The 21,836-nt window shown below is 42.1% G+C and carries 17 protein-coding genes; 7 read left to right on the top strand and 10 right to left on the bottom strand.

The window, feature by feature from the left end; genetic code table 11:
- Window positions 1-106 precede the first annotated feature (106 nt).
- From CZ794_RS01865 to serS, 4 genes are all read right to left on the bottom strand, one after another.
- Entirely contained in the window at window positions 107-1,444 is a 1,338-nt protein-coding gene (locus CZ794_RS01865) for an RHS repeat protein (protein ID WP_179207216.1), read from the bottom strand.
- Window positions 1,445-1,669: 225 nt separating this feature from the next.
- Window positions 1,670-3,667, bottom strand: a complete 1,998-nt coding sequence (gene tkt / locus CZ794_RS01860) for a transketolase (protein WP_087039929.1) — start codon at window positions 3,665-3,667, stop codon at window positions 1,670-1,672.
- Window positions 3,668-3,760: 93 nt separating this feature from the next.
- Window positions 3,761-4,141 carry a hypothetical protein gene (locus CZ794_RS01855; RefSeq protein ID WP_087039928.1) on the bottom strand — a complete coding sequence of 127 codons (381 nt, stop codon included), beginning with the start codon at window positions 4,139-4,141 and terminating at the stop codon, window positions 3,761-3,763.
- Window positions 4,142-4,154: 13 nt separating this feature from the next.
- Complete coding sequence (serS, locus tag CZ794_RS01850) at window positions 4,155-5,441, bottom strand: serine--tRNA ligase (RefSeq protein ID WP_087039927.1); 1,287 nt, start codon at window positions 5,439-5,441, stop codon at window positions 4,155-4,157.
- 502 nt (window positions 5,442-5,943) lie between these two features.
- Here serS and CZ794_RS01840 point away from each other — a divergent pair.
- The gene (locus CZ794_RS01840) at window positions 5,944-6,600 is read left to right on the top strand and encodes a YcxB family protein (protein WP_087039925.1); all 657 of its coding nucleotides are present in this window, start codon (window positions 5,944-5,946) and stop codon (window positions 6,598-6,600) included.
- A 374-nt stretch (window positions 6,601-6,974) separates the two neighbouring features.
- A complete protein-coding gene (locus tag CZ794_RS01835) occupies window positions 6,975-7,460 on the top strand; it encodes a Dps family protein (RefSeq protein WP_087039924.1) in 486 nt (161 codons plus the stop codon).
- A gap of 145 nt (window positions 7,461-7,605) precedes the next feature.
- Here the strand turns inward: CZ794_RS01835 and CZ794_RS01830 are convergent, their stop codons facing one another.
- The 3 genes from CZ794_RS01830 to CZ794_RS01820 all read right to left on the bottom strand — a co-directional run bounded on the left by CZ794_RS01830 (window position 7,606) and on the right by CZ794_RS01820 (window position 10,643).
- Window positions 7,606-8,313 (bottom strand): DUF2057 family protein, encoded by a 708-nt coding sequence (locus CZ794_RS01830; RefSeq protein WP_087039923.1) that lies wholly within the window; start codon window positions 8,311-8,313, stop codon window positions 7,606-7,608.
- A gap of 57 nt (window positions 8,314-8,370) precedes the next feature.
- The gene (hda, locus tag CZ794_RS01825; RefSeq protein WP_062845199.1) at window positions 8,371-9,174 is read right to left on the bottom strand and encodes a DnaA regulatory inactivator Hda; all 804 of its coding nucleotides are present in this window, start codon (window positions 9,172-9,174) and stop codon (window positions 8,371-8,373) included.
- Between the two features lie 362 nt (window positions 9,175-9,536).
- Window positions 9,537-10,643, bottom strand: coding sequence for an AI-2E family transporter (locus CZ794_RS01820; protein ID WP_087039922.1), 1,107 nt, complete (start codon window positions 10,641-10,643; stop codon window positions 9,537-9,539).
- A gap of 340 nt (window positions 10,644-10,983) precedes the next feature.
- Between CZ794_RS01820 and purM the strand changes: the two genes are divergently transcribed.
- Window positions 10,984-12,033, top strand: a complete 1,050-nt coding sequence (purM, locus tag CZ794_RS01815; protein WP_087039921.1) for a phosphoribosylformylglycinamidine cyclo-ligase — start codon at window positions 10,984-10,986, stop codon at window positions 12,031-12,033.
- On the top strand, window positions 12,033-12,728 hold the full coding sequence (gene purN / locus CZ794_RS01810) for a phosphoribosylglycinamide formyltransferase (RefSeq protein WP_087039920.1): 696 nt from the start codon (window positions 12,033-12,035) through the stop codon (window positions 12,726-12,728). The genes purM and purN overlap by 1 nt, the downstream gene beginning before the upstream one ends.
- Before the next feature lie 132 nt (window positions 12,729-12,860).
- Here purN and CZ794_RS01805 read toward each other — a convergent pair whose 3' ends face one another.
- Entirely contained in the window at window positions 12,861-14,243 is a 1,383-nt protein-coding gene (locus tag CZ794_RS01805) for an NAD-dependent succinate-semialdehyde dehydrogenase (RefSeq protein WP_087039919.1), read from the bottom strand.
- 388 nt (window positions 14,244-14,631) lie between these two features.
- Window positions 14,632-15,621, bottom strand: coding sequence for a LysR family transcriptional regulator (locus CZ794_RS01800; protein ID WP_062845203.1), 990 nt, complete (start codon window positions 15,619-15,621; stop codon window positions 14,632-14,634).
- Window positions 15,622-16,380: 759 nt separating this feature from the next.
- Between CZ794_RS01800 and CZ794_RS01795 the strand changes: the two genes are divergently transcribed.
- Both CZ794_RS01795 and CZ794_RS01790 read left to right on the top strand, forming a co-directional pair.
- Window positions 16,381-17,967, top strand: a complete 1,587-nt coding sequence (locus tag CZ794_RS01795; RefSeq protein ID WP_087039918.1) for an isocitrate lyase — start codon at window positions 16,381-16,383, stop codon at window positions 17,965-17,967.
- A 131-nt stretch (window positions 17,968-18,098) separates the two neighbouring features.
- The gene (locus CZ794_RS01790; protein ID WP_087039917.1) at window positions 18,099-19,733 is read left to right on the top strand and encodes a CYTH and CHAD domain-containing protein; all 1,635 of its coding nucleotides are present in this window, start codon (window positions 18,099-18,101) and stop codon (window positions 19,731-19,733) included.
- Between the two features lie 102 nt (window positions 19,734-19,835).
- Here CZ794_RS01790 and CZ794_RS01785 read toward each other — a convergent pair whose 3' ends face one another.
- A complete protein-coding gene (locus tag CZ794_RS01785; protein WP_087039916.1) occupies window positions 19,836-20,348 on the bottom strand; it encodes a L,D-transpeptidase in 513 nt (170 codons plus the stop codon).
- 137 nt (window positions 20,349-20,485) lie between these two features.
- On the opposite strand from CZ794_RS01785, the gene CZ794_RS01780 reads away from it, so the two are divergent.
- The gene (locus CZ794_RS01780) at window positions 20,486-21,751 is read left to right on the top strand and encodes a hypothetical protein (RefSeq protein WP_087039915.1); all 1,266 of its coding nucleotides are present in this window, start codon (window positions 20,486-20,488) and stop codon (window positions 21,749-21,751) included.
- Window positions 21,752-21,836 lie beyond the last annotated feature (85 nt).

Below are 21,836 nucleotides of genomic sequence, written 5' to 3'. Positions count from 1 at the left end.
TGAATGTGTTCAGTCTATCTTACATGTGCTGTCTTACAAACAATTTTTAGTTTAAAAAATAAACCAAGCTAGATTCTTTATAATCACAATAAGCTCAAATATTTAATCAGTAATAGTAAAAATCTTTAACCGCATCTGCTGTGTAACCCATATTTACTTTATTTAGAATAGTGGTAGCGGTAGGCATTCTGCTAGAGGACTGCCCAAGATCGAAAAATGGTGCTACGTTGAATTTGAATGGTACACGGCCTTGGTAACTATATGTGATTTCCTGATTAATATTTCCATTTTGACTGACATCTACTAGAGTTTTAGTTAAAAGACCAGAATTATTATATTCGGCTATATTAGTGACATTTTGAACATTAGCTATAAATCCTTTAAATGTTTCCTTAGAACTGGTCGCTAAGCCAGCTTTATTATAAGAGACTTCAATATCGATAACAGACGATCCAGAATTAGTGATCTTTCTAACAATATTGTTTTGGCTATTGTATGTATAAGTTATTGAATCTCCGTCTCCTGTATCGACTTTAAGAACATTACCTTGGTTGTCATAGCTGTATTCAAAAGTCCTATCCAATGTTTTGACTTCGCTGTTAGTAACATCATTACCTTCTAGATAATATAAATCAGACTTGGCTATGTAATTATTTGCATTGAGAGTTATATATCTGATTCTATCTATACTACCGTTGTTATATTCATCAGTCTCGATTTGCTCTAATTGATTTAAACTATTATAAATAAATGTACTTGTCGAATTATAAAAATAACTTGAATTGCTTGTATCACTTGTATCACTCTTCGTTATTTGTGCTATATCACCGTTTAAGTTATATCGATAAGTAGTTACTGCTTCAAATATACTATCCCCATCATCGTTAGTCTGATATTCAATCAACTGATCTTTTTTGTTGTATACCCATACTTCAATCCTATCAGTTTGTTTATCAATACCACGAGTACTTTCAAGACGAATCAAACGACCTTTATTATCATAAGTAAATTTTTCTGATCTGTTATTCCTTCCAGCGTTGTTGTAAGACAAGTATTCTTTTTCAATAAGTTGTTTTTTAGCATTGAAGTAAAAATTTTCCGTTGCATCTACGTAGGCATAACCGTTACCTCGATATGAAAGAGTGCTGACACCAGCAACAGTAGCATCTAGCGGTTTTGCATCTTTCTCATTTTCAACACCATCACCATCAATATCTGGATCACAGTCGTCAATGATTCCATCTTTGTCCAAATCTGCTTGTCCTGAATTGCTAGCGGTAACTTCTTTACATTTATCACTAGGGGTATTAACAGGGGGTTTATCAGGGTTGTTATTACTCTGACCACCAGAGTCAGAGCCTCCTCCACAAGCCGTCAATGAAGTGGCAAAAAGAGTAATAGCAATGGCAGAGCTTAGTTTCTTGATAGTGTAATTAGTCGACATGTATAGGCTCATTGGATAAAGTTAATTTAGCATTCATGCTTTGCAATAAGCCATGCATGATTAATTATGTATTGTAAACTTTTTTTACTAATCTAATACATATTTTTAAGCATGTTAACTATTTCTATATACATTAATCAATCTTTTACTTTGTTACGAATAATAAAAAAGCCACCAGATTTCTCCAGTAGCTCTATTTTTTAAATACTAACTAAGTTAGGTTAATTACACCAAGCTATTCACCGCTTCAACCACAGCATCAGTCGTGATACCGAACTCTTTATACAAGTCGCTAGCAGGAGCAGATTCGCCATAAGTCGTCATGCCGATGACTTTGCCATCTAGACCAACGAACTTATACCAGTAATCTACATGCGCGGCTTCTACTGCGACGCGAGCACGAATATTGGCTGGCAATACAGCTTCGCGATAGCTAGCATCTTGCTCGACGAAAATCTCAGCACACGGCATAGACACCACACGGATGCCAACACCATTTGCGCTCAATGTTTCGTACGCTTCCATCGCTAGGCCAACTTCTGAACCTGTCGCGATGATGATGGCTTGTAGCTCGCCCTGCTCTTTCGCCAGTACATAACCACCTTTGGTGATATTCGCTACTTGCTCGCTATCACGTGCTTGATGCGGCAAGCTCTGACGGCTAAAAATCAACGCTGATGGGTTATTTTCTGATTTGATTGCTTCTACCCAAGCACTTGCAGACTCGGTCGCATCACATGGACGCCATGTACGTAGATTTGGAGTGGTACGTAGACTAGTCAATTGCTCAACTGGCTGATGCGTTGGGCCATCTTCGCCCAGACCGATAGAGTCATGCGTATAGACATGGATGACGCGCTGTTTCATCAGTGCGCCCATGCGTACGGCGTTACGTGCGTATTCCATAAACATGAGGAAAGTCGCTACGTAAGGGATAAAGCCACCATGCAATGCAATACCATTGGCAATCGCGGTCATACCGAACTCGCGCACGCCGTAATAGATGTAGTTACCATCAGCGTCTTTCTCAATGCCTTTAGCGCCTTTGAATAGCGTAAGGTTAGAACCAGCTAAATCTGCTGAGCCGCCCAATAGTTCTGGCAATAACGGCTGTAAGCTGTTGATCGCGTTTTGACTCGCTTTACGACTAGCGACATCGCCGCCCGCTTCTTGCGTTTGCTGGATATACGCTTGTGCTTGGCTAGCAAAATCAGCAGGCAACTCGCCATTTAGACGACGTGACAATTCTGCTGCAATCTCTGGATAGGCTTTTTTGTACGCTTCAAAGTCCGCGTCCCAGTTCTTTTGCTGTACATCGCCTTTGGCTTTGGCATCCCACGCTTCATAGATTTCGTCATCTAATTCAAATGGAGCATGCTTCCAAGATAGTGCATCACGGGTCAAGGCGATTTCGTCATCACCGAGTGGTGCGCCATGACTGGCCGCTAGACCTTGCTTGTTCGGGCTACCAGCACCGATCGTGGTTTTGCAAATGATGAGGCTTGGCTTAGTAGTCTCTGCAATCGCTTGCTCAGTTGCTTGCGTGATCGCATCAGTATCATGACCGTCAACTTTGATAACTTGCCAGCCATATGACTTAAAGCGCGCCTCGGTATCATCAGTGAACCAGCCTTCGACATTACCATCGATTGAGATGCCATTGTCGTCATAGAAGAAGACTAACTTGCCAAGACCTAACGTGCCAGCGAGCGAGCACACTTCATGACTGATACCTTCCATCAAGCAACCATCGCCGAGGAACGCATAGGTATGATGATCGACGATATTATGACCGTCACGGTTGAACTGTGCGGCGAGTGTCTTCTCTGCGATTGCAAAACCAACCGCATTAGCAATACCTTGTCCTAGTGGACCAGTCGTCGTCTCGACACCAGGCGTGTAACCAAGTTCAGGATGACCAGGGGTTTTTGAATGCAGCTGACGGAAACCTTTTAGGTCATCAACGCTCACATCATAACCTGATAAATGTAACAATGAGTAGATAAGCATCGAGCCATGACCGTTTGACAGTACAAAGCGATCACGGTTGTGCCAATTAGGATCAGCTGGATTGTGCTTCAAAAATTTGCGCCACAAAACTTCGGCAATATCAGCCATACCCATTGGCGCACCCGGATGTCCAGAGTTGGCTTTTTGAACCGCGTCAAACGACAGTACACGGATGGCATTGGCTAGTTTACGTTCGTTAATTGGGGTGGGCATAGCGTGTCCTAATATTAAAGGAAAGTTTATTTGAATGAAAAAGGTTATTGAACTGAATTTGCTTAGATATCTAAATAGGTGGCTCATTATAAACTAAGTAGCAACAATTTTCCCTGTTACTCCTAGTCCATGACTTGATCGGGTCACATAATAAAAAATCAATTGGTCGTTAACGACCTCAATATAATGTTTCTCAAATTCTCGATAACACACATACTGAAGCCATCTCTCCTCTAAATAATCTGCGATTTGCTGATAGCTTATATTATTTGCAAATTTACAATACAACGTAAGCATGCAGTTCGCGTCATCATGACGTTCCTGATAAATAAAATCACAGCCAACATTGTTTTCCTTACAACAGAAAAATATATTGGCATCCATTTCAAAGCCTAACAAGCTGTCGCCACTACTTTGACCATAGATGAGATATTGTGAGTAATTCAATTTATCAACTATAGACAAAGTATTCATAACGTCATTACCCTCAAATTTCAATACGCTCAGCACCGCCCATAAACGGACGTAATACTTCTGGAATCGTGATGCTACCGTCAGCATTTTGATGATTTTCCATCACTGCTAGCAGCGTACGGCCAACCGCTAAACCCGAACCGTTTAGAGTATGAGCCAAGCTGGTCTGCTTGCCATCTTTGACACGCGTACCCATACGGCGCGCTTGGAAGTCACCGCAGTTAGAGCAGCTAGAGATTTCGCGGTACGTGTCTTGGCTTGGTAGCCATACTTCGATGTCATAGGTTTTTTGTGCGGCAAACCCCATATCACCCGTACATAGTTGTACCGTACGGTATGGCAACTCAAGCTGCTGCAAGATATATTCGGCCTGTCCTGTCATCGCTTCTAGCAAGTCATCAGATTGCTCTGCGGTGCCAACGTTGACCATTTCTACTTTTTCAAATTGATGCTGACGAATCAAGCCACGAGTATCACGCCCGTGTGAGCCCGCTTCACTACGGAAACATGGCGTATGCGCGGTAAATTTTAGCGGTAGCTCTTTGATATCCAAACGCTCGCCGCGTACCAAATTAGTCATTGGCACTTCAGCGGTTGGAATCAAATAAAAATCCATCTCATCATTATTCGTGTGATTGCTCAGCTTAAACAAATCATCTTCAAATTTAGGCAACTGACCCGTCCCTTTTAGACTATCGCTATTGACGATATAAGGCACATAAGTCTCAAGATAGCCGTATTTCATGGTATGGGTGTTGAGCATAAATTGAATCAGTGCGCGATGCAATTGCGCCAATTGACCTTTTAGCACGTTAAAGCGGCTTCCTGTCAGTTTGGTTGCGGCCTCAAAGTCGAGCATACCAAGCGTCTCACCGATATGGGTATGATCTTGAATCTCAAAATCAAACGTACGCGGTGTGCCCCACTTGCGTACTTCTACGTTATCGTCTTCTGACGTACCCACTGGTACATCTGCCGCTGGAATATTTGGAATCTGTAGCGCCGCTTGAGTCAGTCGCTCTTGTAAGGTGCGTAGCTCGTCTTCAGCAGCTTTGATCTCACCGCTAACGCTTTGCATCTCAGCCAATAGCTCACTGGCATCTTCGCCTGATTTTTTGAGAGCACCGACTTGCTTAGCACCAGCGTTACGGCGTGATTGCAATTCTTCTGTTTTGACTTGCAACGATTTACGCTCGGACTCAATCGACTGCCAAAACTCCATATCAAGCGTATAGCCACGAGTGGCCAGTTGTTGCTGTAAATCGCTTAAATCGCCGCGTAAGAGTTTTGGATCAATCATAATCGTTGCCTGTCACACTAAAAGTGAATAAGAAGTTGAAACATTATTGGTATAATTATTGGTCAGCTCATAGATATGACTACGCTTGATAACTCAATAACTATCTTGTCATGCTGCCCTATTTTTTATCAAACTATTTTTATCAAACCATAAGGCAGACGCTATCATACCAAGACCTAGCAGATTTGACCATGTTTTGGTCAAATTTTGCGCGTTTTCCAAATACGCTGCTTGGCCTCATATATTTGATTTCTAGCAAACCTATTTCGACGATAAGTCATACTACTACCTACAATTATTCTCAATTTGCACCGTCTGGCTCGATTAATGGCAATAATGTGCCTTCTATCGGTGAAGAGCATGGCTTATCTGTTTCATTTAGGAGCGCTTTTCGGTAAGATAAGCGCATACTATTTTTCGACATCTGGTCAAATATCGCATTACTGCTGTCATTTGACGATTTAAACCCAACGCTTTTCATACAAGTATTTGAGAAACCTTTATGGCCTTGTACCCTTATACGCTGCAACCTGTCGCCTTAAACATCACCGAGGCTGAATTTCACCAAGCACAGTACGAGCTTTTTGCCAGTGCCAGCCCTTCTTTTGGTCTAAAAAGCATCAAGAAAAAAGAATGGATCATCATAGCAATCGTTGTGATATTAGCGGCTGTAGGCCTTGTTTTTGTCACTGGCTATTCCACCATTATTTTTTGGCTGATGATAGTGGCAGTCGTGATTTATCTGTTGGTTCGTACGCTTGGCTTTAAATGGTATGTCAAAAGAGAGTTTGAGAAACAAGTAGCCGATCAAGAAATGCCAGATGAGATGCGCCAAATGAAATTGGGTGTGCAAAAACATGGCTTGGTGATGGCAATGCCAAGCAATCAGCCTGAAATGATGAAAAGTCAGATGCGCGGTATGCAGATGCGAGCTGGTTCTACTCAGCAAGCCGTTATTCCTTGGACCGCTATCAAAAGCTGGGATGAGACAGACGACTATATTTTTATGATGTTTGAGATGAAAGGTCAGCAAGGTAGCCAGATTTTACCAAAGCGCTTGCAAGCACAAAAATTCCCGATTGACACAGTGCGTCAACACTTACAAGAAGTGGTCGCTGTCAAAGGTTTAAATCCTGAAAACTTAAAACCGCCAGCTTAATACAAACCTCCCCTTTATCGCTGGTCTAATAATCCATAAAGGGGATATCACGATTAACAAGTATAATTTATCGCTTGAATGCATGGTCGTGTAGAGTGCCATTCTTAACGCATATAAATTTGTAAAACCAATCGCATTATTAAATTCATTGAATTTAACTTATAGATAGTCATTTGTTATTATGATAACCATCGAGAGAAGGCAGACGAGATCTTTATTAATTGTAATAGGTATTAGACGATATTCAAGTTTGAAAAGCATTAACCTATTAAATTTGATACGTTAAGAACCTATAGTAATAAGATAGGCAAGTTGCTACACTTTTAACCTTCTCTAACTTTTTATATCAACACTCACACTATAAGGATAATACTATGAGTCATACTAATAACGACACAAACCAAATTGGTCTAGAAAAAGTTGACATGAGCGGCGTGATCACAAAGCTAAATGGTCTATTATCGAGCTATCATACGTTTTATATCAATGTGCGCGGTTATCATTGGAACGTGAAAGGCGAGCATTTCTTTTCACTACATCCTAAGTTTGAAGAGCTATACACTGAGCTGCAATTGCAGATTGATGAGATTGCAGAGCGTATCTTGACGCTAGGTGGCACGCCACTACATGCGTATAGTGACTTTGCTCAGCACACCACCATCAAAGAAGATAAAAACGTTAAAGATGGCAAGACTTGTGTAAAAGGTATTGTGACTGGCTTACAAACACTGATCGAAGAACAACGTGACGTATCAGCGGCAGCGCAAGAAGCAGAAGATCAAGGTACAGCAGATTTGGTAGACGAATATGTGCAGCTACAAGAGAAGCATGTATGGATGTACAATGCATTTTTGGGCTAATCATTCGCTCAACTAATAACTCGCTCAAATAGTGCCTTTATGTTCATAGCATCAAAGAATTTATGGTACTAAAAATATATAGCACAAGAAAAAAGCACCTTAATAGGTGCTTTTTTTTGGTCTCAAACTTGATAAAAATAACGCGTTACTTTTGTACCCATTGGCGCATTTTTTCACGCTCAGCTGGCGTTGCTTGTAACCAAATTTGCATAAATTGATCCAGCTTATCCGTAGATGCGTTCATGTTTGTGGTTTGAGTGATAGAAGTACCTGCTCCAGCATTCATATTGGTTTGAGTGTTTGTCGTTGCTGGACTGATCGCAGCAATAGCACGCTGGTTCTGCATTTCAGCATCACCTGTTCCATCAAACACGCCGCCCAACGCTTTACCCAACCCTGCAAATAAACTGCCCTGACTGCCAGCCATCGCTTGTTGACTTGCGATTACTGTACCATTTTGCTGTATCGCTAGCGTCGGTTGTTTGGCATATTCTCTGGCTGCTTGATACTCTTCTGGCTGATTTAGCATAACCAGACGATAGTTTTGATTGTCCGCCAATTCTGCGACGACACTGACATTCCCAGAACGTAAGTAGTCATGTTCATCACGGCGCAAATCATATAAACGATCGTATTTGGCGGTAATTGCATGACGACCTGGCTCAAGCGTAAACTCTTTGGTTAATGGCTGAAAAATACTCTGCTGTAACTCCTGTCCATTGATGGCAGTGACTTTGATATGGTCATCAACCGACAAAGTTACCGCTGCCTGTGACAGCATAGGAACGGACGCAGCAGCAACAAGTAACGTACTGAGAGTCATTTTTTTTAGCAAAGAAGCATTGGGTTTCATAAGGGGTTCCATTAATAGTAAAAGCGTTTTGGATAGAAAAAATGGGTGTTCTTAATACTAAAAATCGAGAGGCATTGTATGCTGCTCTTGACCAGCTGCGTCATTATCTACTTGTGTTTCTTGTGCAATATCAGCAAGCTCAGCAGCTAGCGTCTGCTCATCAATAGTACGTAGAGCATCGCTGATGACTGCTTTGGATATGTTACTACGCCCAAGGTTAGAAAACATAGGCTGAATATAGTTAAGTACTTCCATCATGGCCCCAATACGATGAGGTCCTTCCGTCAGCAAATGATCAATAATTCGATCATCAAACTGCCAGCCACGACGGCGTAAAATAGACTGTAATAAGGCTTGACGGTCAGCAAGATCATGACCATTCGGGACTTTAAACGTAGGCGCTTGTGCCAAACGAGTCATCAAATCTCTTAGCTGAAAGGGCAAATCACCAGCAGGCGTATTGGCCGCAAACAGCAACTGACGCTGCCCTTCACGGCTGCGATTGATCAGGTGAAACAAGGCTTCTTGCCACTGACTGCTTTGCTCAAGCACCTCTAAATCATCGATTGCAATCAGATCGAAGTTCTCTAAAGAAGAAAGCACATGTACATCTGTATGAATCAGCTCATTGAGCGACAAACAAATCGCCGACTTGTCCATCTCAATAAACGACTCACAAATAGCAGACAGCAGATGAGATTTACCCGTGGCAGGACTGCCAAACAGATATAGCTGACCGATCAGGCCGACGTGGAGTTGCCGTACTGCATCAATAATCGACATCCAACCTGGCCCAGCAAAGTCGCTTAAACTTGCATCATGCTTAATGTCCAGATTGAGACTTAGCTGTGCTTCTGCCATGAATCATCAACTCGTTTTGCGTAATGCAATATAATAAAAAAAGGGATAAAGTATCATTCTAAAGACATGTACTGCGCTGATACTATTTAATAGTGACTATATAATACAAATGACTTGCTACCGATTAATAGCGTGTATCAATCGTCTTTTTTTGAGTGTAAACCGCAAGCATATTTACTAAAATAACGCTTATGCACGATATGCTCAATAGCCACTTATACCATCAATACTGCGCCTATATATAACATATTTGCAAAATGACTGACAAGTCTTTTACAGATTAAGGTGGAATGGGCGCAGCTTTCTTAATTTTTCATTAACCATTTGGACTCCATGACCCAATTGGCTAACTACTGAGCTACCTACTCTTTTTTGAACAAAACCAGTTGTTTACGGCCTCTATAAAAATCGGTTGAGCGGTAGTAAGCGTACAAATGACGGAACAATACATTAAGCACAGCAGAGACTGGCAATGCAATCAACATACCGACGAAGCCCAATAGGCTTGCTCCTGCCAGCACAGCAAAAATAACCCACAATGGTGATAAACCGATCTTATCGCCCAACAACAATGGCTGTAAAATATAGCCTTCTGCTGCTTGTCCAACTAAAAATGCACCGACCACCAATGACAAATAGGTCCAATCTAGTCCAAACTGGAATAGACAGGCGATGATGGCAGCGATAAAGCCAATACCAAAACCTAAGTAAGGCACAAAGCTTGCGATACCTGCAACCATACCGATAATTAACCCAAGCTCAAGCCCTATCAGCTGTAACTGTACCGCATAAATAGCTCCTAGTAGTACCATCACCAATAACTGACCTTTGATAAAAGCCATCAGCGCTTGATCACATTCTTGGGCAATATGAATGATTCTTTCACAATGAGAAGCAGGAAGTGCCATTTTCCAAGTGTGCAAGCGTTTGTCCCAATTAAATAAGAAATAGAAAGTCAAAATTGGCACGAGCACAATGAGGCCTGCGTTGTTAATAAAGATCATACTTGACGCAATGACTTGACTCATTAAGGTGCTGGCATCCGAAAATTTATAATTCGTTTGCATATAATCTAGCAAAGTTTCGGAGAATTCTTTGGACTCAAGTCTTGGCAAACGCATGGGCGTATTAGTCACAAACCATTCGCGTACTACTTGATTGTACCAATTCAGCACCTTGGGCAGATAATCCCACGCAGCTTGCAACTGATACCACAATGTTGGGATTAACCACCACAATAGCAATGCCATCCCAAAGGTAATGGTAGAGTACACAATAATAATCGCTACCCAACGCTTGAGGTACTTTGACAAACGCCTCACTAGCGGATTGAATAAATAAGCAAGTACAAAAGCCACAACAAACGGCATAATGACCGGTAGCATCAAATACAGTAAATAAATAGCGACAACCAGACCAACGACAATAAATAAACGCCGAAAAAAGGGATCTATTGGTTGGTTTATCATGATAAGCAATCCTATGACTGGGCTAATTTAAGACATCGGCGTGATTGAGTAGATCGTATATCTATTGAGTAACACCAGTATAATAATGAGCCGTTATTGACAATAAATTTAGCGTTCCATTATCGCAGAGTCCAAAAAAAAATCCGTCATTTTTTTGTTTCTTGATGCCTAATTGATGACTTATCGCAAATCCTCGTGAAAATCAGCCAAATATCGGCAAGTTGCTTTGCGAGTGAGGGGCATTTTTGGGTATAATGCGCGCACTATCAGCAAAATTAACACGACCGATTCGCTTTTCTACCGACTGACCTTCATTCCCCTATAAAATTGTGAGATGACCATGAGTAACAAGCCTTCTTTAAGCTACAAAGATGCTGGCGTTGATATTGATGCTGGCGATGCGCTGGTTCAACGTATTAAATCAGTGGCAAAAGCCACCTCTCGTCCTGAGGTTGTGGGCGGACTTGGCGGCTTTGGCGCACTTTGTCGCATTCCAACTGGTTACACGTCGCCTTTATTAGTATCGGGTACTGACGGTGTTGGCACTAAGCTCAAATTGGCCTTGCAGCTGAATCGTCACGACACCATCGGTATCGACTTGGTCGCAATGTGCGTCAACGATTTATTGGTATGCGGCGCTGAGCCATTATTCTTTTTAGACTATTATGCAACAGGCAAGCTTGATGTCGATACTGCTGCTACTGTGGTCACTGGTATTGGTGAAGGCTGTAAACTATCAAACTGTGCGCTAATCGGTGGCGAAACGGCTGAGATGCCAGGCATGTATCAAGATGAAGATTACGACTTGGCCGGATTCTGTGTGGGTGTGGTTGAAGAAAGCGAAGTGATCACGGGTGAAAATGTCGCTGAAGGTGATGTACTGATTGCGCTTGCTTCAAGTGGCGCACACTCTAACGGTTACTCGTTGGTTCGTAAGGTCATCGAAGTGAGCGGTGTTGATGTGACCAGCAGCGATGAGCAGTTAGATGGTCAACCTATCCAAGACGCTCTAATGGCCCCTACTCGCATCTATGTGAAAGCCGTTAAAGCCTTACAAGACACCCTTGGTAGCTCAGCGCTTCATGCGATGTCTCACATCACAGGTGGTGGTCTGACCGATAATTTACCTCGCGTGCTACCAGAGAATTTGGCCGCCAGTATCGATACCAATAGCTGGCAGTTCTCAGAGTTATTTACTTGGCTACAAACCCAAGGCAATATTGAACAGAGTGAGATGTACCGCACCTTCAACTGTGGTGTTGGTTTTGTCATCGTGGTTCCTAAAGACAAAGCTGACATCGCAATCAAAACGCTAAACGATGCTGGTGAAAACGCTTGGCAATTGGGCGAAATGGTCAAACGTGACGTGGACGCGGTGGTATACCGTTAATGTCCGTTAATACGAACCAAGCCCAGACTACCAAACCACTACGAGTGGCGGTTTTGGTATCTGGTAGTGGCAGTAATCTGCAAGTTTTGATTGATGCCATACAGGCAGGTGCACTGCCCGTTGAGATAGTCGGTGTCATTAGCAATCGTGATGACGCTTATGCCATCACACGTGCCAATGCTGCTGCTATTCCTGTAGCCGTGCTATCACACGTAGCTAACGGCAAGCGCATGGGTATCAAAACCTTTGAGCGTCATGCCAGTGAGCAGCTTCAAGCATGGCAACCAGACCTCATTGTGTTGGCAGGTTTTATGCGGGTACTGAGTGCCTCATTTATCAATAGCTCACCAGCACCGATGATCAATTTGCATCCTTCTCTACTGCCTGCCTATAAGGGTCTTGACACGCATCAACGCGTCATACAAGCAGGTGAGCGTCACCATGGCTGTAGTATTCATGTGGTAACGGCTGAGCTTGATGCTGGAGCCGTTTTAACCCAAGCTATTCTATCTTTGGATCAAAAAAATACGGCTACGGATTTGCAAAAGCGTGTACAAAAGCTTGAGCATCAACTGCTGCCTTGGACCATTTTATTATTGGCAAAAGGTGTATTGCCATTGAATGACGACGGTGCAAACAGTCAGACCAACAGTTTTTTGCCTGCTCTGCCTTTGAAGCTGTATTTAGACAGTTGATGTGATAATAAGATAACAAATTATTATTTAAAGACAGTTAAACAAGAAAAGCCCAGTCACTTACGACTGGGCTTTTTGATATCTAAGTTAATCAGCAGTATTTATTAAAAATTAGCACTGCCTTTGCAGATATTATTTACCATCAAATACATGTAATGCTTTAATATTGACAAATTCTTTGATACCAAAGCCACCATGCTCACGGCCATGACCTGAGTCTTTAACACCGCCAAATGGTAAGGCTGGGTTTGCAAGACCGTAACCATTGATATAGACCATACCTGTGTCAAACTCTTCACGAGCTAGGCGGATTGCTTTTTCTTCATCTTTAGAGAATATTGCGCCACCTAAACCATAACGGCTGTCATTAGCAATACGTAAGGCATCATCTTGATCTTTGGCACGTATTAGTGACGCTACTGGCCCAAACAACTCGTCATCATAAGCTGGCTGACCTTTTTCGACATTCTCTAAGATAGTCGCTGGATAGAAGCTGCTTTTACCTTCTGGTAGTTTACCGCCAACAGCGATAGTCGCACCTTTATTGACGCTTTCTTCTACTTGCTCGTGCAATTTTTCTTGCAAGTCTTTGCGCGCTAACGGGCCAATATTTGACCCTTTATCCATTGGGTCGCCAGTTTTGACATTCTCGAACTTCTCGACGATACGCTCACGGAATTCATCATACACACTATCAACCACAATGAAACGCTTCGCAGCAACACAAGTTTCACCATTGTTGACCAAGCGTGCTTGGGCACAGGTTTCTACTGCAACATCCAAATCAGCATCTTCTAGGACGATAAACGCATCGTTTGAACCCAACTCTAGAACCACTTTTTTGATGGCTTTTGCCGCTTGCTGACCGACGATACTACCTGCACCATCACTACCAGTTAGCGTCACACCGCGTACTTTATCATGACCAATCAACTCTTCTGATTGATCGTGATCGATCAAAATAGTACGGAATAGATCATTTGGTAAATCAGATTCGTGGAATATTTTTTCAATTAAAAGACCTGAGCCAGTCACGTTTGCTGCGTGCTTAAGCAAAATACTATTACCGGCCATCAGGTTGGCGATGGTATAACGGAATACTTGGTACGCTGGGAAGTTCCATGGCTGCATACCATAGATCACACCAATAGGCTGATAGGTAACGATACCTTTTTTCATATTCTCGATATCGCGTTCATCATCTGCTAATGCAGCAATACCGTTCTCTGCTGTATAGTCACAAATACCTTTACACAAATCTACTTCTTGTAGGCTCTGACTATAAAGCTTACCACGTTCTTCAGTCATCAGTTTAGACAACTCTTCTTTATACTTCATCAAAGTATCGCCAATAGAGTTGATCACTTTCGCACGCTCTTCATGGCTGGTTTTGCGCCATTCTAAAAATGCTTCATGCGAGGCATCAACAATCTTGTTGATCTCATCTTTACTCATGTAGTTGTATTCTTTGATATTTTTTCCCGTTGCTGGGTTTACCGTAGTAATATCTGCCATGACTTTTGTCCTTATTATTGGGAATTGTTATTAATTAAATTGTTTTGTTTTTAGCTTTATTATTTAAGAAATATAGTATCGAGTGATAATTTATGTGTCTTTCTACAAAGACAGATAATGTTGCTATGCTTAACAATAAGCCTTGTACGTATCTTTTTTCTTAAAGTGCAATCATCATAACAAACTGTGCGAGCAGTAGTTTTACAAGTTATGAAGAAGTGTGCGTAAGATGTTAATAATGTGACTGTCTTATTAACTACGTCTCAAACGTATGTATTTTTCGACAAAAATTGAACAATAAAAAACCAGCTTAATCGCTGGTTTTTCATTTAATAGGAAAGTAGAAGTACCTGAGGAAAGCGCACGTTATCCCAAGAACACCGTCTCATTAAAATAAATGATTGGTTACAGGAATGTCTTGGGGCGGGTTTTCTTCTTCTGCAACCACCTGACGCGCTACATGCATGATGAGCTGACGTAACCAGCGATGCGCAGGATGGTGCTGTAATAACGGTGACCATGCCATGGTTAGCTCAAATTCAGGAATAAAAAACGGCGGCTCTTCCATCATGATACTGTCATTATTGGCCTGCATTCTTGCCACACGAGTCGGCAAGGTTGCGATCAAATCTTTGTTGGCTGCAAGCATCGCTGGCATCTGATAATGACGAGTAAAAACACTAATTTGACGTTTTTGGCCCAAGCGCTGGAGCGCTTGATCGATAGAGCCAAGACCACCAGACTTTTCTGGATTGACGCCAAAACCGACGCCCATACCTGTTTTGGATACCCACACATGCTGGGCTTTTAGATAGTTCTTCAAATTAAAACGATTGGCATAAGGGCTTTCAGAAGATAGCAAACAACTAAAAGTATCACGCCATACCAATACTTGATGAAAACTTTGCGGGATTTCGTTAAAGCGATTGATCGCCAAATCCACGCGCCCCTGCTCCATATCGCGATAAGAGACATCTGATGGCGTCAAAAAGTCTAAAATAACGTTAGGCGCTTCAGAACGCAGTGCCTTGACCAATTTGGGTACCAACGTCGCTTCTGCATAATCTGACGTCATAATGCGAAAGACACGTGAGGTGCTATAAGGACGAAACTCTGTGCGCGGCTCTAACACTTGTGTTAAGTCAGCGAGTATCTCACGAATACGAGGCTGCAATTCTAAGGCGCGTTCCGTCGGCGTCATGCCTTCTGAGGAGCGCACCAGTAATGGGTCATTAAACAGCTTTCGAAGACGACGTAATATATTACTCATCGCAGGTTGAGTAATTCCAAGCTGCTCAGCTGCCCGAGTGACGTTTTTTTCTCGTAGCAACACATCTAAATGTACCAATAGGTTTAAATCTACCCGCTGCAAATTCATATATATGTCTCTTAGCCTTTGGATAAATACCGTCAAAATCTTGGTATTTTTGGTGCTATTTTGGGTGTTTATCGTTTACAACAGCGATATTTTGATATTTTTTAATCAAATTCATGCAATGTTTGTCAATTATAACTCAAATTACCTACTGTAAGATACTGTTTTAAATACATTATAACTAAATAAAATACTAAAGATAATAATCATAAATTAGATAAATCTTGGTGACACAGTTATAGTGAGTCTCATGGATGATTTGTGACACAGACGATAAAACTTGGGTGTACGTACCGATACTATTTTACTGACTGAGACAATCTTTCAAGATATTAGGATACTTACTGTAAATAAAATATTGTTTGCTTTTTCACTAAAAGTATCATTGGTCAAGGCATTTATGACCAGCAACTTAACGTAGTTATTGTACCACCTCTTACAGTCAGTTATGTCCTCATGGAGCGATAAATAGCGCAAATGCCTTGAATTACGTGAACAAACCAGTTGTCTTTTATACCTCAAAAATTATTTTTAACTGCTGAGTTCAGTAATTTTCTTGTATTAGCCTACAGGTTTGTTTAGTGTAAATAAGACGTTGACCAATGGTTTATGGTTACGCTGGCTCCGATGAGAGGTCAATACCGTTCGTATCAAGTCTAAATATATACTTTTTAGTAAAACTGGATTTTTTAGTCATACCCAATTGTCACTATTTTAGCACTTAATTTATTTGTTTTTCATACCCCACCAAGGAGACTACAGATGTCAACTGCATATAAATCAGCGATCGACTTAGTACGTGAATTGAAGCAAAAGCACGGTAACTGGCAGAATATCAGTGAAACTGATGCAGCACGTATGATGTCGCAAAACCGTTTTAAAACTGGTTTGGATATCGCCAAATATACTGCAAAGATCATGCGTCAAGACATGGAAGATTATGACAATGACACGTCTCAATACACCCAGTCTTTAGGGGCATGGCATGGTTTTGTGGCACAGCAAACCATGTATGCTAAGAAAAAATACTTTGGTACTACAGCCAAAACTTACATCTATCTATCAGGTTGGATGGTCGCGGCGCTACGCTCTGAGTTCGGCCCACTACCTGACCAATCAATGCACGAAAAAACATCAGTTCCTAAGCTAATCGAAGAAATCTACACGTTCCTACGTCAAGCAGATGCCAAAGTACTGAACGATTATTTCCGTGAGCTAAATGCGGCTGAAGAAGCGGGTCAAGACACCTCGGCTATCTTAGAAAAAATCGAAAACTTTGATTCGCATGTGGTGCCAATCATTGCGGATATCGATGCAGGTTTTGGTAACGAAGAAGCCACTTACCTATTGACCAAGCAAATGATCGAAGCTGGTGCCTGTGCCATTCAAGTTGAAAACCAAGTATCCGACGCTAAGCAGTGTGGTCATCAGGCTGGTAAAGTCACCGTACCGCACGAAGATTTTATCTCAAAAATTAACGCTATCCGTTATGCTTTCTTAGAGCTTGGTGTTGAAGACGGTGTGATCGTTGCTCGTACTGACTCGGAAGGCGCGTCACTCACACAAAAAATCCCAGTATCAAATGAGCCAGGCGACCTTGCTTCTAAGTACATCGATTTTATTGAAATGGAAGAAGTCACACTTGAAGATGCCAAAGAAAATGATAGCTTACTTAAGCACAATGGCAAACTCGTACGCCCAGTTCGCCTACCGAACGGCTTATACCAGTTCCGTGAAGAGACAAATATCGACCGCGTTGTACTTGACTGTGTCACTGCGCTAGAAAACGGCGCGGATCTACTATGGATCGAAACACCAACGCCAGACGTAGAACACATCAAAATGATGGTTGACCGTATTAAAGAGCAACAGCCTAAAGCGAAGCTTGTATACAACAACAGCCCATCATTCAACTGGACGCTTAACTTCCGTAAGCAAGTCATTGCACAGTGGGAAGAAGAAGGTAAAGACATCTCAGCATATAATAAAGCTGACTTGATGAGTGCTGATTATGACGGTACAGAGCTTGATGCAGCAGCGGACGTTGCCGCTAAGAACTTCCAACGTGATGCGTCACGTGAAGCAGGTGTATTCCATCACTTAATCACGCTACCGACTTACCACACCACTGCACTTAGCGTTCATGAACTTGCTAAAGGCTACTTCGGTGAAGAAGGCATGCTTGCTTATGCAGCCGGCGTACAACGTAAAGAAATCCGCGAAGGCATCGCTTGTGTTAAGCACCAAGCAATGGCTGGTTCTGACCTTGGCGATGATCACAAAGAGATTTTCTCAGGCGATAACGCTTTGAAAGCTGGCGGCGGCAAAAACACCATGAACCAGTTCTAATCACCAATATTTATAGTCCTACGTTACAAAAAAAGCCGCTCTACTTAAGATAGAGCGGCTTTTTTGTTGCGGTTTAAAAAATCATAGAGTGGTAGACTAACAATCATTATTTAGAATTATTAGGAGCCATTATGCAAGAGATAGAGCTGAAATTTTTGGTGCCAGAATCACGGCTAAAAGGGCTGATGCGCCAAGTACAAGTCAAATCCTCAAAGCTGACGCAAATGGCAGCACATTATTACGACACCCTTGACCAGCAATTGGCCAAAGCAGGTATTGGTTTACGTATTCGCAAAGAAGGTGATGCTTGGGTACAAACCCTAAAAGCTGGCGGTGATGGTATTGCAGCACGTTTAGAGCACAATGCCATATTAGATAATGAGCAGGTACAAGTAATGATTGATAATGATGCGCTCATGCCTGATTTAAGCATTTATAAAGACACGCCAGCTGCCGCTGCTTTTGACGGCTTTAAACTCAAAGAGTTGACACAACGGTATGTCACCAATGTCGAGCGCACCACACGATTTCTAACAGAAAAGATCAGTGATGATATTGAGGATAGTGCAGATAACTGTATCGAAGTTGCCTATGACAAAGGAGAAATCATCCATGGTGAGGACGACACCCAACGAGAAGCCATTCAAGAAATTGAGTTCGAGCTTATATCAGGTGATTTAGACTTTTTATTTACGACAGCCAAAGCATGGTGCAAACGTTATAAGCTCAGCCTCTCTACCGTGACCAAAGCTGAGCGCGGTGGACTGCTTATTAAAGGTCAATCTCATAGTCAGGCGGTTGGCACAAACCTTAATGAGCTAAACGTCAGTCGAAAAACCAGCCTACCTGCCTTTGTACGCGCAGCTGTCCATAACTGTCTGCTCCAAATTTTACCCAACAGCAGTGCCATCGTCGCCGGTAGTACTGACCATGAGCACGTCTTGCAGTTTTATATTGGTATCGACCGTTTGCTGACGGCAATAACAGCATTTGCAAGCTTTTCTGATGAGATCAATCCTGATTGGCAGCCGATTCTAACTCAAACCTTGACCCTACTTGATGATTATCGTGAGCTGACGTATCTAGCAGAGCACCTTGAACCCAAGTTGCAAGAACTTGGCGCGCCTACAACCAACTGGATGACAGACATTGAAGCGCTCAAAATCAAACCAATAGATGCCGTAAAAGCCAATGACTTTCAGTTGATATTGCTAGAGCTGATCGCCTTCACCATGAGCGATCCAAAACTGGAACCTCAAAACAATAAAATGGCTATCGATAAATTGGCTAAAATCTTGTCTCAGCAATACAAAGAGCTGCTCAACGTTGAGAAAAAACGTGATGATAGAGACGATAATGAGGCCGAGGTCAGCGATAACCAAAGCTTAGAGTCAGAAAGCTTGGAGACAGAAAGCTTGGAGATAAAAGACGATGAAGCAAAAAGCAGTAATGAAGCGCATTCTCAATATAAATTATACCATCAACTAAAAACACTACGTTATATGAGTGAGTTCTCTGTACCCGTCTTTCATAAGAAATCGTCTAAAAAGAAAACCAAGCTTTGGCTAAAGAACCTTATAAAAGCACAAAAAGCTTTGAATAAATATCAGGCTTATACACAATATCAGCAACGTTATCAGCTAAAGTCCGCATCGGACAGCAATGCATTATATGGCGCAGGTTGGTTAGTAGCTGCCTTAGAAAAAAACCATCAACGTGCTGAAAAACGTTTAGCAAAACTAAAAGATAGCAAAAAGTTTTGGTAAATATAGATAAATAAACCATGTTATAAAAAGACAGCTTCTTTTACAAAGGCTGTCTTTTTTAAGTGCTATTTGCTGCTCAATCTTTACCGATTGAAACTCGGTTTAATCTGCCACGATCGTCACAGGCATGCCTTCTTCTACCTGTTCAAACAGCTCGACGATGTCCTCATTGCGCATACGCACGCAGCCATGTGAGAGTGGTACACCCATCGGTTCGGTATCTGGCGTTCCATGAATATAAATGTAACGCTGATAAGTATCACAGACACCTTGAGCGTTACTGCCTTTATTGATACCTTCATCAAGACCACTCAGCCATAAAATACGGCTTAGTATCCAATCACGCTTAGGATATAGCTCGCCAAGCGCTGCATCATATCTCTCACCCGTAGGTACACGACCAATGAACACAGCGCTTATCGGAGAGTCACCCCCTATCTTTTCTGCAACGATATGCTGGCCAAGCGGCGTACAACCACTATCCTCCTGACTACCAATTCCATTTTTGGCCGTAGAGACTGGATATTTTAGTACTTCTTTTTGTTGCTGATAGACTGTCAATGTTTGCTCAGCAATATTGATGATTAATTGTCTATCAAGATTTTGATGATTCATAAACACGTCCGGTGGTTATTAAGCGTATGATTTAAGACATTTTTGATAAAAAACTGTAAAAATTTCTATTATTGAGGGATTGTAACAAGGCTTTTGGCACCGTAAGATAGGGGCACACTTTTTGATGCTAGCAGATTATGACGACTATTTCACCGACACGTGTGTCGATGTATGATTTTCTATATCAAGATACCAAGCCCATGCTGTCACTACTGGCAGATGTAGCGCAGCTTTCACTGCCTCAAGCTCGACTAGCCATGGATGCCAGTTTGCAGGCTATCGTAAGCGCCCTACTTGTTTATCAACAGCATCATAAAGGGCAAGCTGTCAGTAAAAAACTCTTTGGTCGCTCAGCGGTCAAAGAACTGCGGCAGTACAATTCTATGAATTTTGCGACCATCAATGCGACGTTATACCATCGTCAAGACGCCGCCGATGCCATATTTCATGACAATGAACGCATGGTCAAAGCCAGCGAATATATTGCCTCAAAAATCGATGCAAAAATACCGCAAGTTCAAATTTTACTGACTTCCTTATGTGTAATCGTACTACGTGAATTGGCTATCTTGACAGAATATAGTCAATTGGATCACGATGAGATTAATAAGTGGTTTGCCTTACAGCCACAGTTTTTGTCAGCCAAACGTTTTGATGTGAGTCAGCCAAATTTGGCATCAGACGATTCGGTAGCCGTAAGTCCTGATAGTATAGAACAACCCACACCATCAGAGAGCAACTTGGACACAGGACAAAACGCCTCTGATCAATCTCTTCTAAATGCTGAGCAGCTATTAGATACACCGCCTACTTTTGACCCATATTGGTATGAGCTGACCTCATTCAAACCTGACAATCAGGAGCCAGTACAAGACATGCAGATGGCAACAGGCAATTATCTAAAAGCCATTGGCCGCTCACCGGATAATTTACAGCAAGGACGCCATAATGACATGCTGGTATTTGCAGACATGCCAGCGATTGCCTTGCCGCATCAACGTTGGTTATTACAGTTGGCAAAAATATCTGATATCTACCTCAGTCGTAACCGACTGCGCGTGAATTCTGAGCCTGTGAACCCGCCCAAACCTCCTCTAGTCAGCTTGGGATTGATCGGTGGCAACAGCGACAACACTCCTGCGACAATCAGTGAAAAACCGATTGAGTACGATGCTCCAACGCCACTTTGGAAAAACCCAGTGATTCTTATTATTATACTTGTCATTGGTGTACTGGGGGCGCTCGCTACGCTCAAATATCAATCGCAAAAGTCTAATGGCGTCGTGCTCGCCACCGAAGAAATACTAGAACAAGATATCGCTGATGAGCGTCAGCAGCAAGATGTAGCCATTGTTAGAGTAGATGATGAATCTGGCGCTGAAGAGACAGCAGCAGAAAAATGAAAAGGCAGCGACTACAGAAACGAAATGAAAACCCATTTTACTAACCATTTATGACCCATAAAAAAACAGAGGCACTATAAATAGC

This window comes from Psychrobacter sp. JB385 (assembly GCF_900163785.1).
Lineage (GTDB): Bacteria > Pseudomonadota > Gammaproteobacteria > Pseudomonadales > Moraxellaceae > Psychrobacter.
The sequence above is the reverse complement of the archived record's forward strand: the minus strand, read 5'-3'. Positions and strand labels throughout refer to the sequence as shown.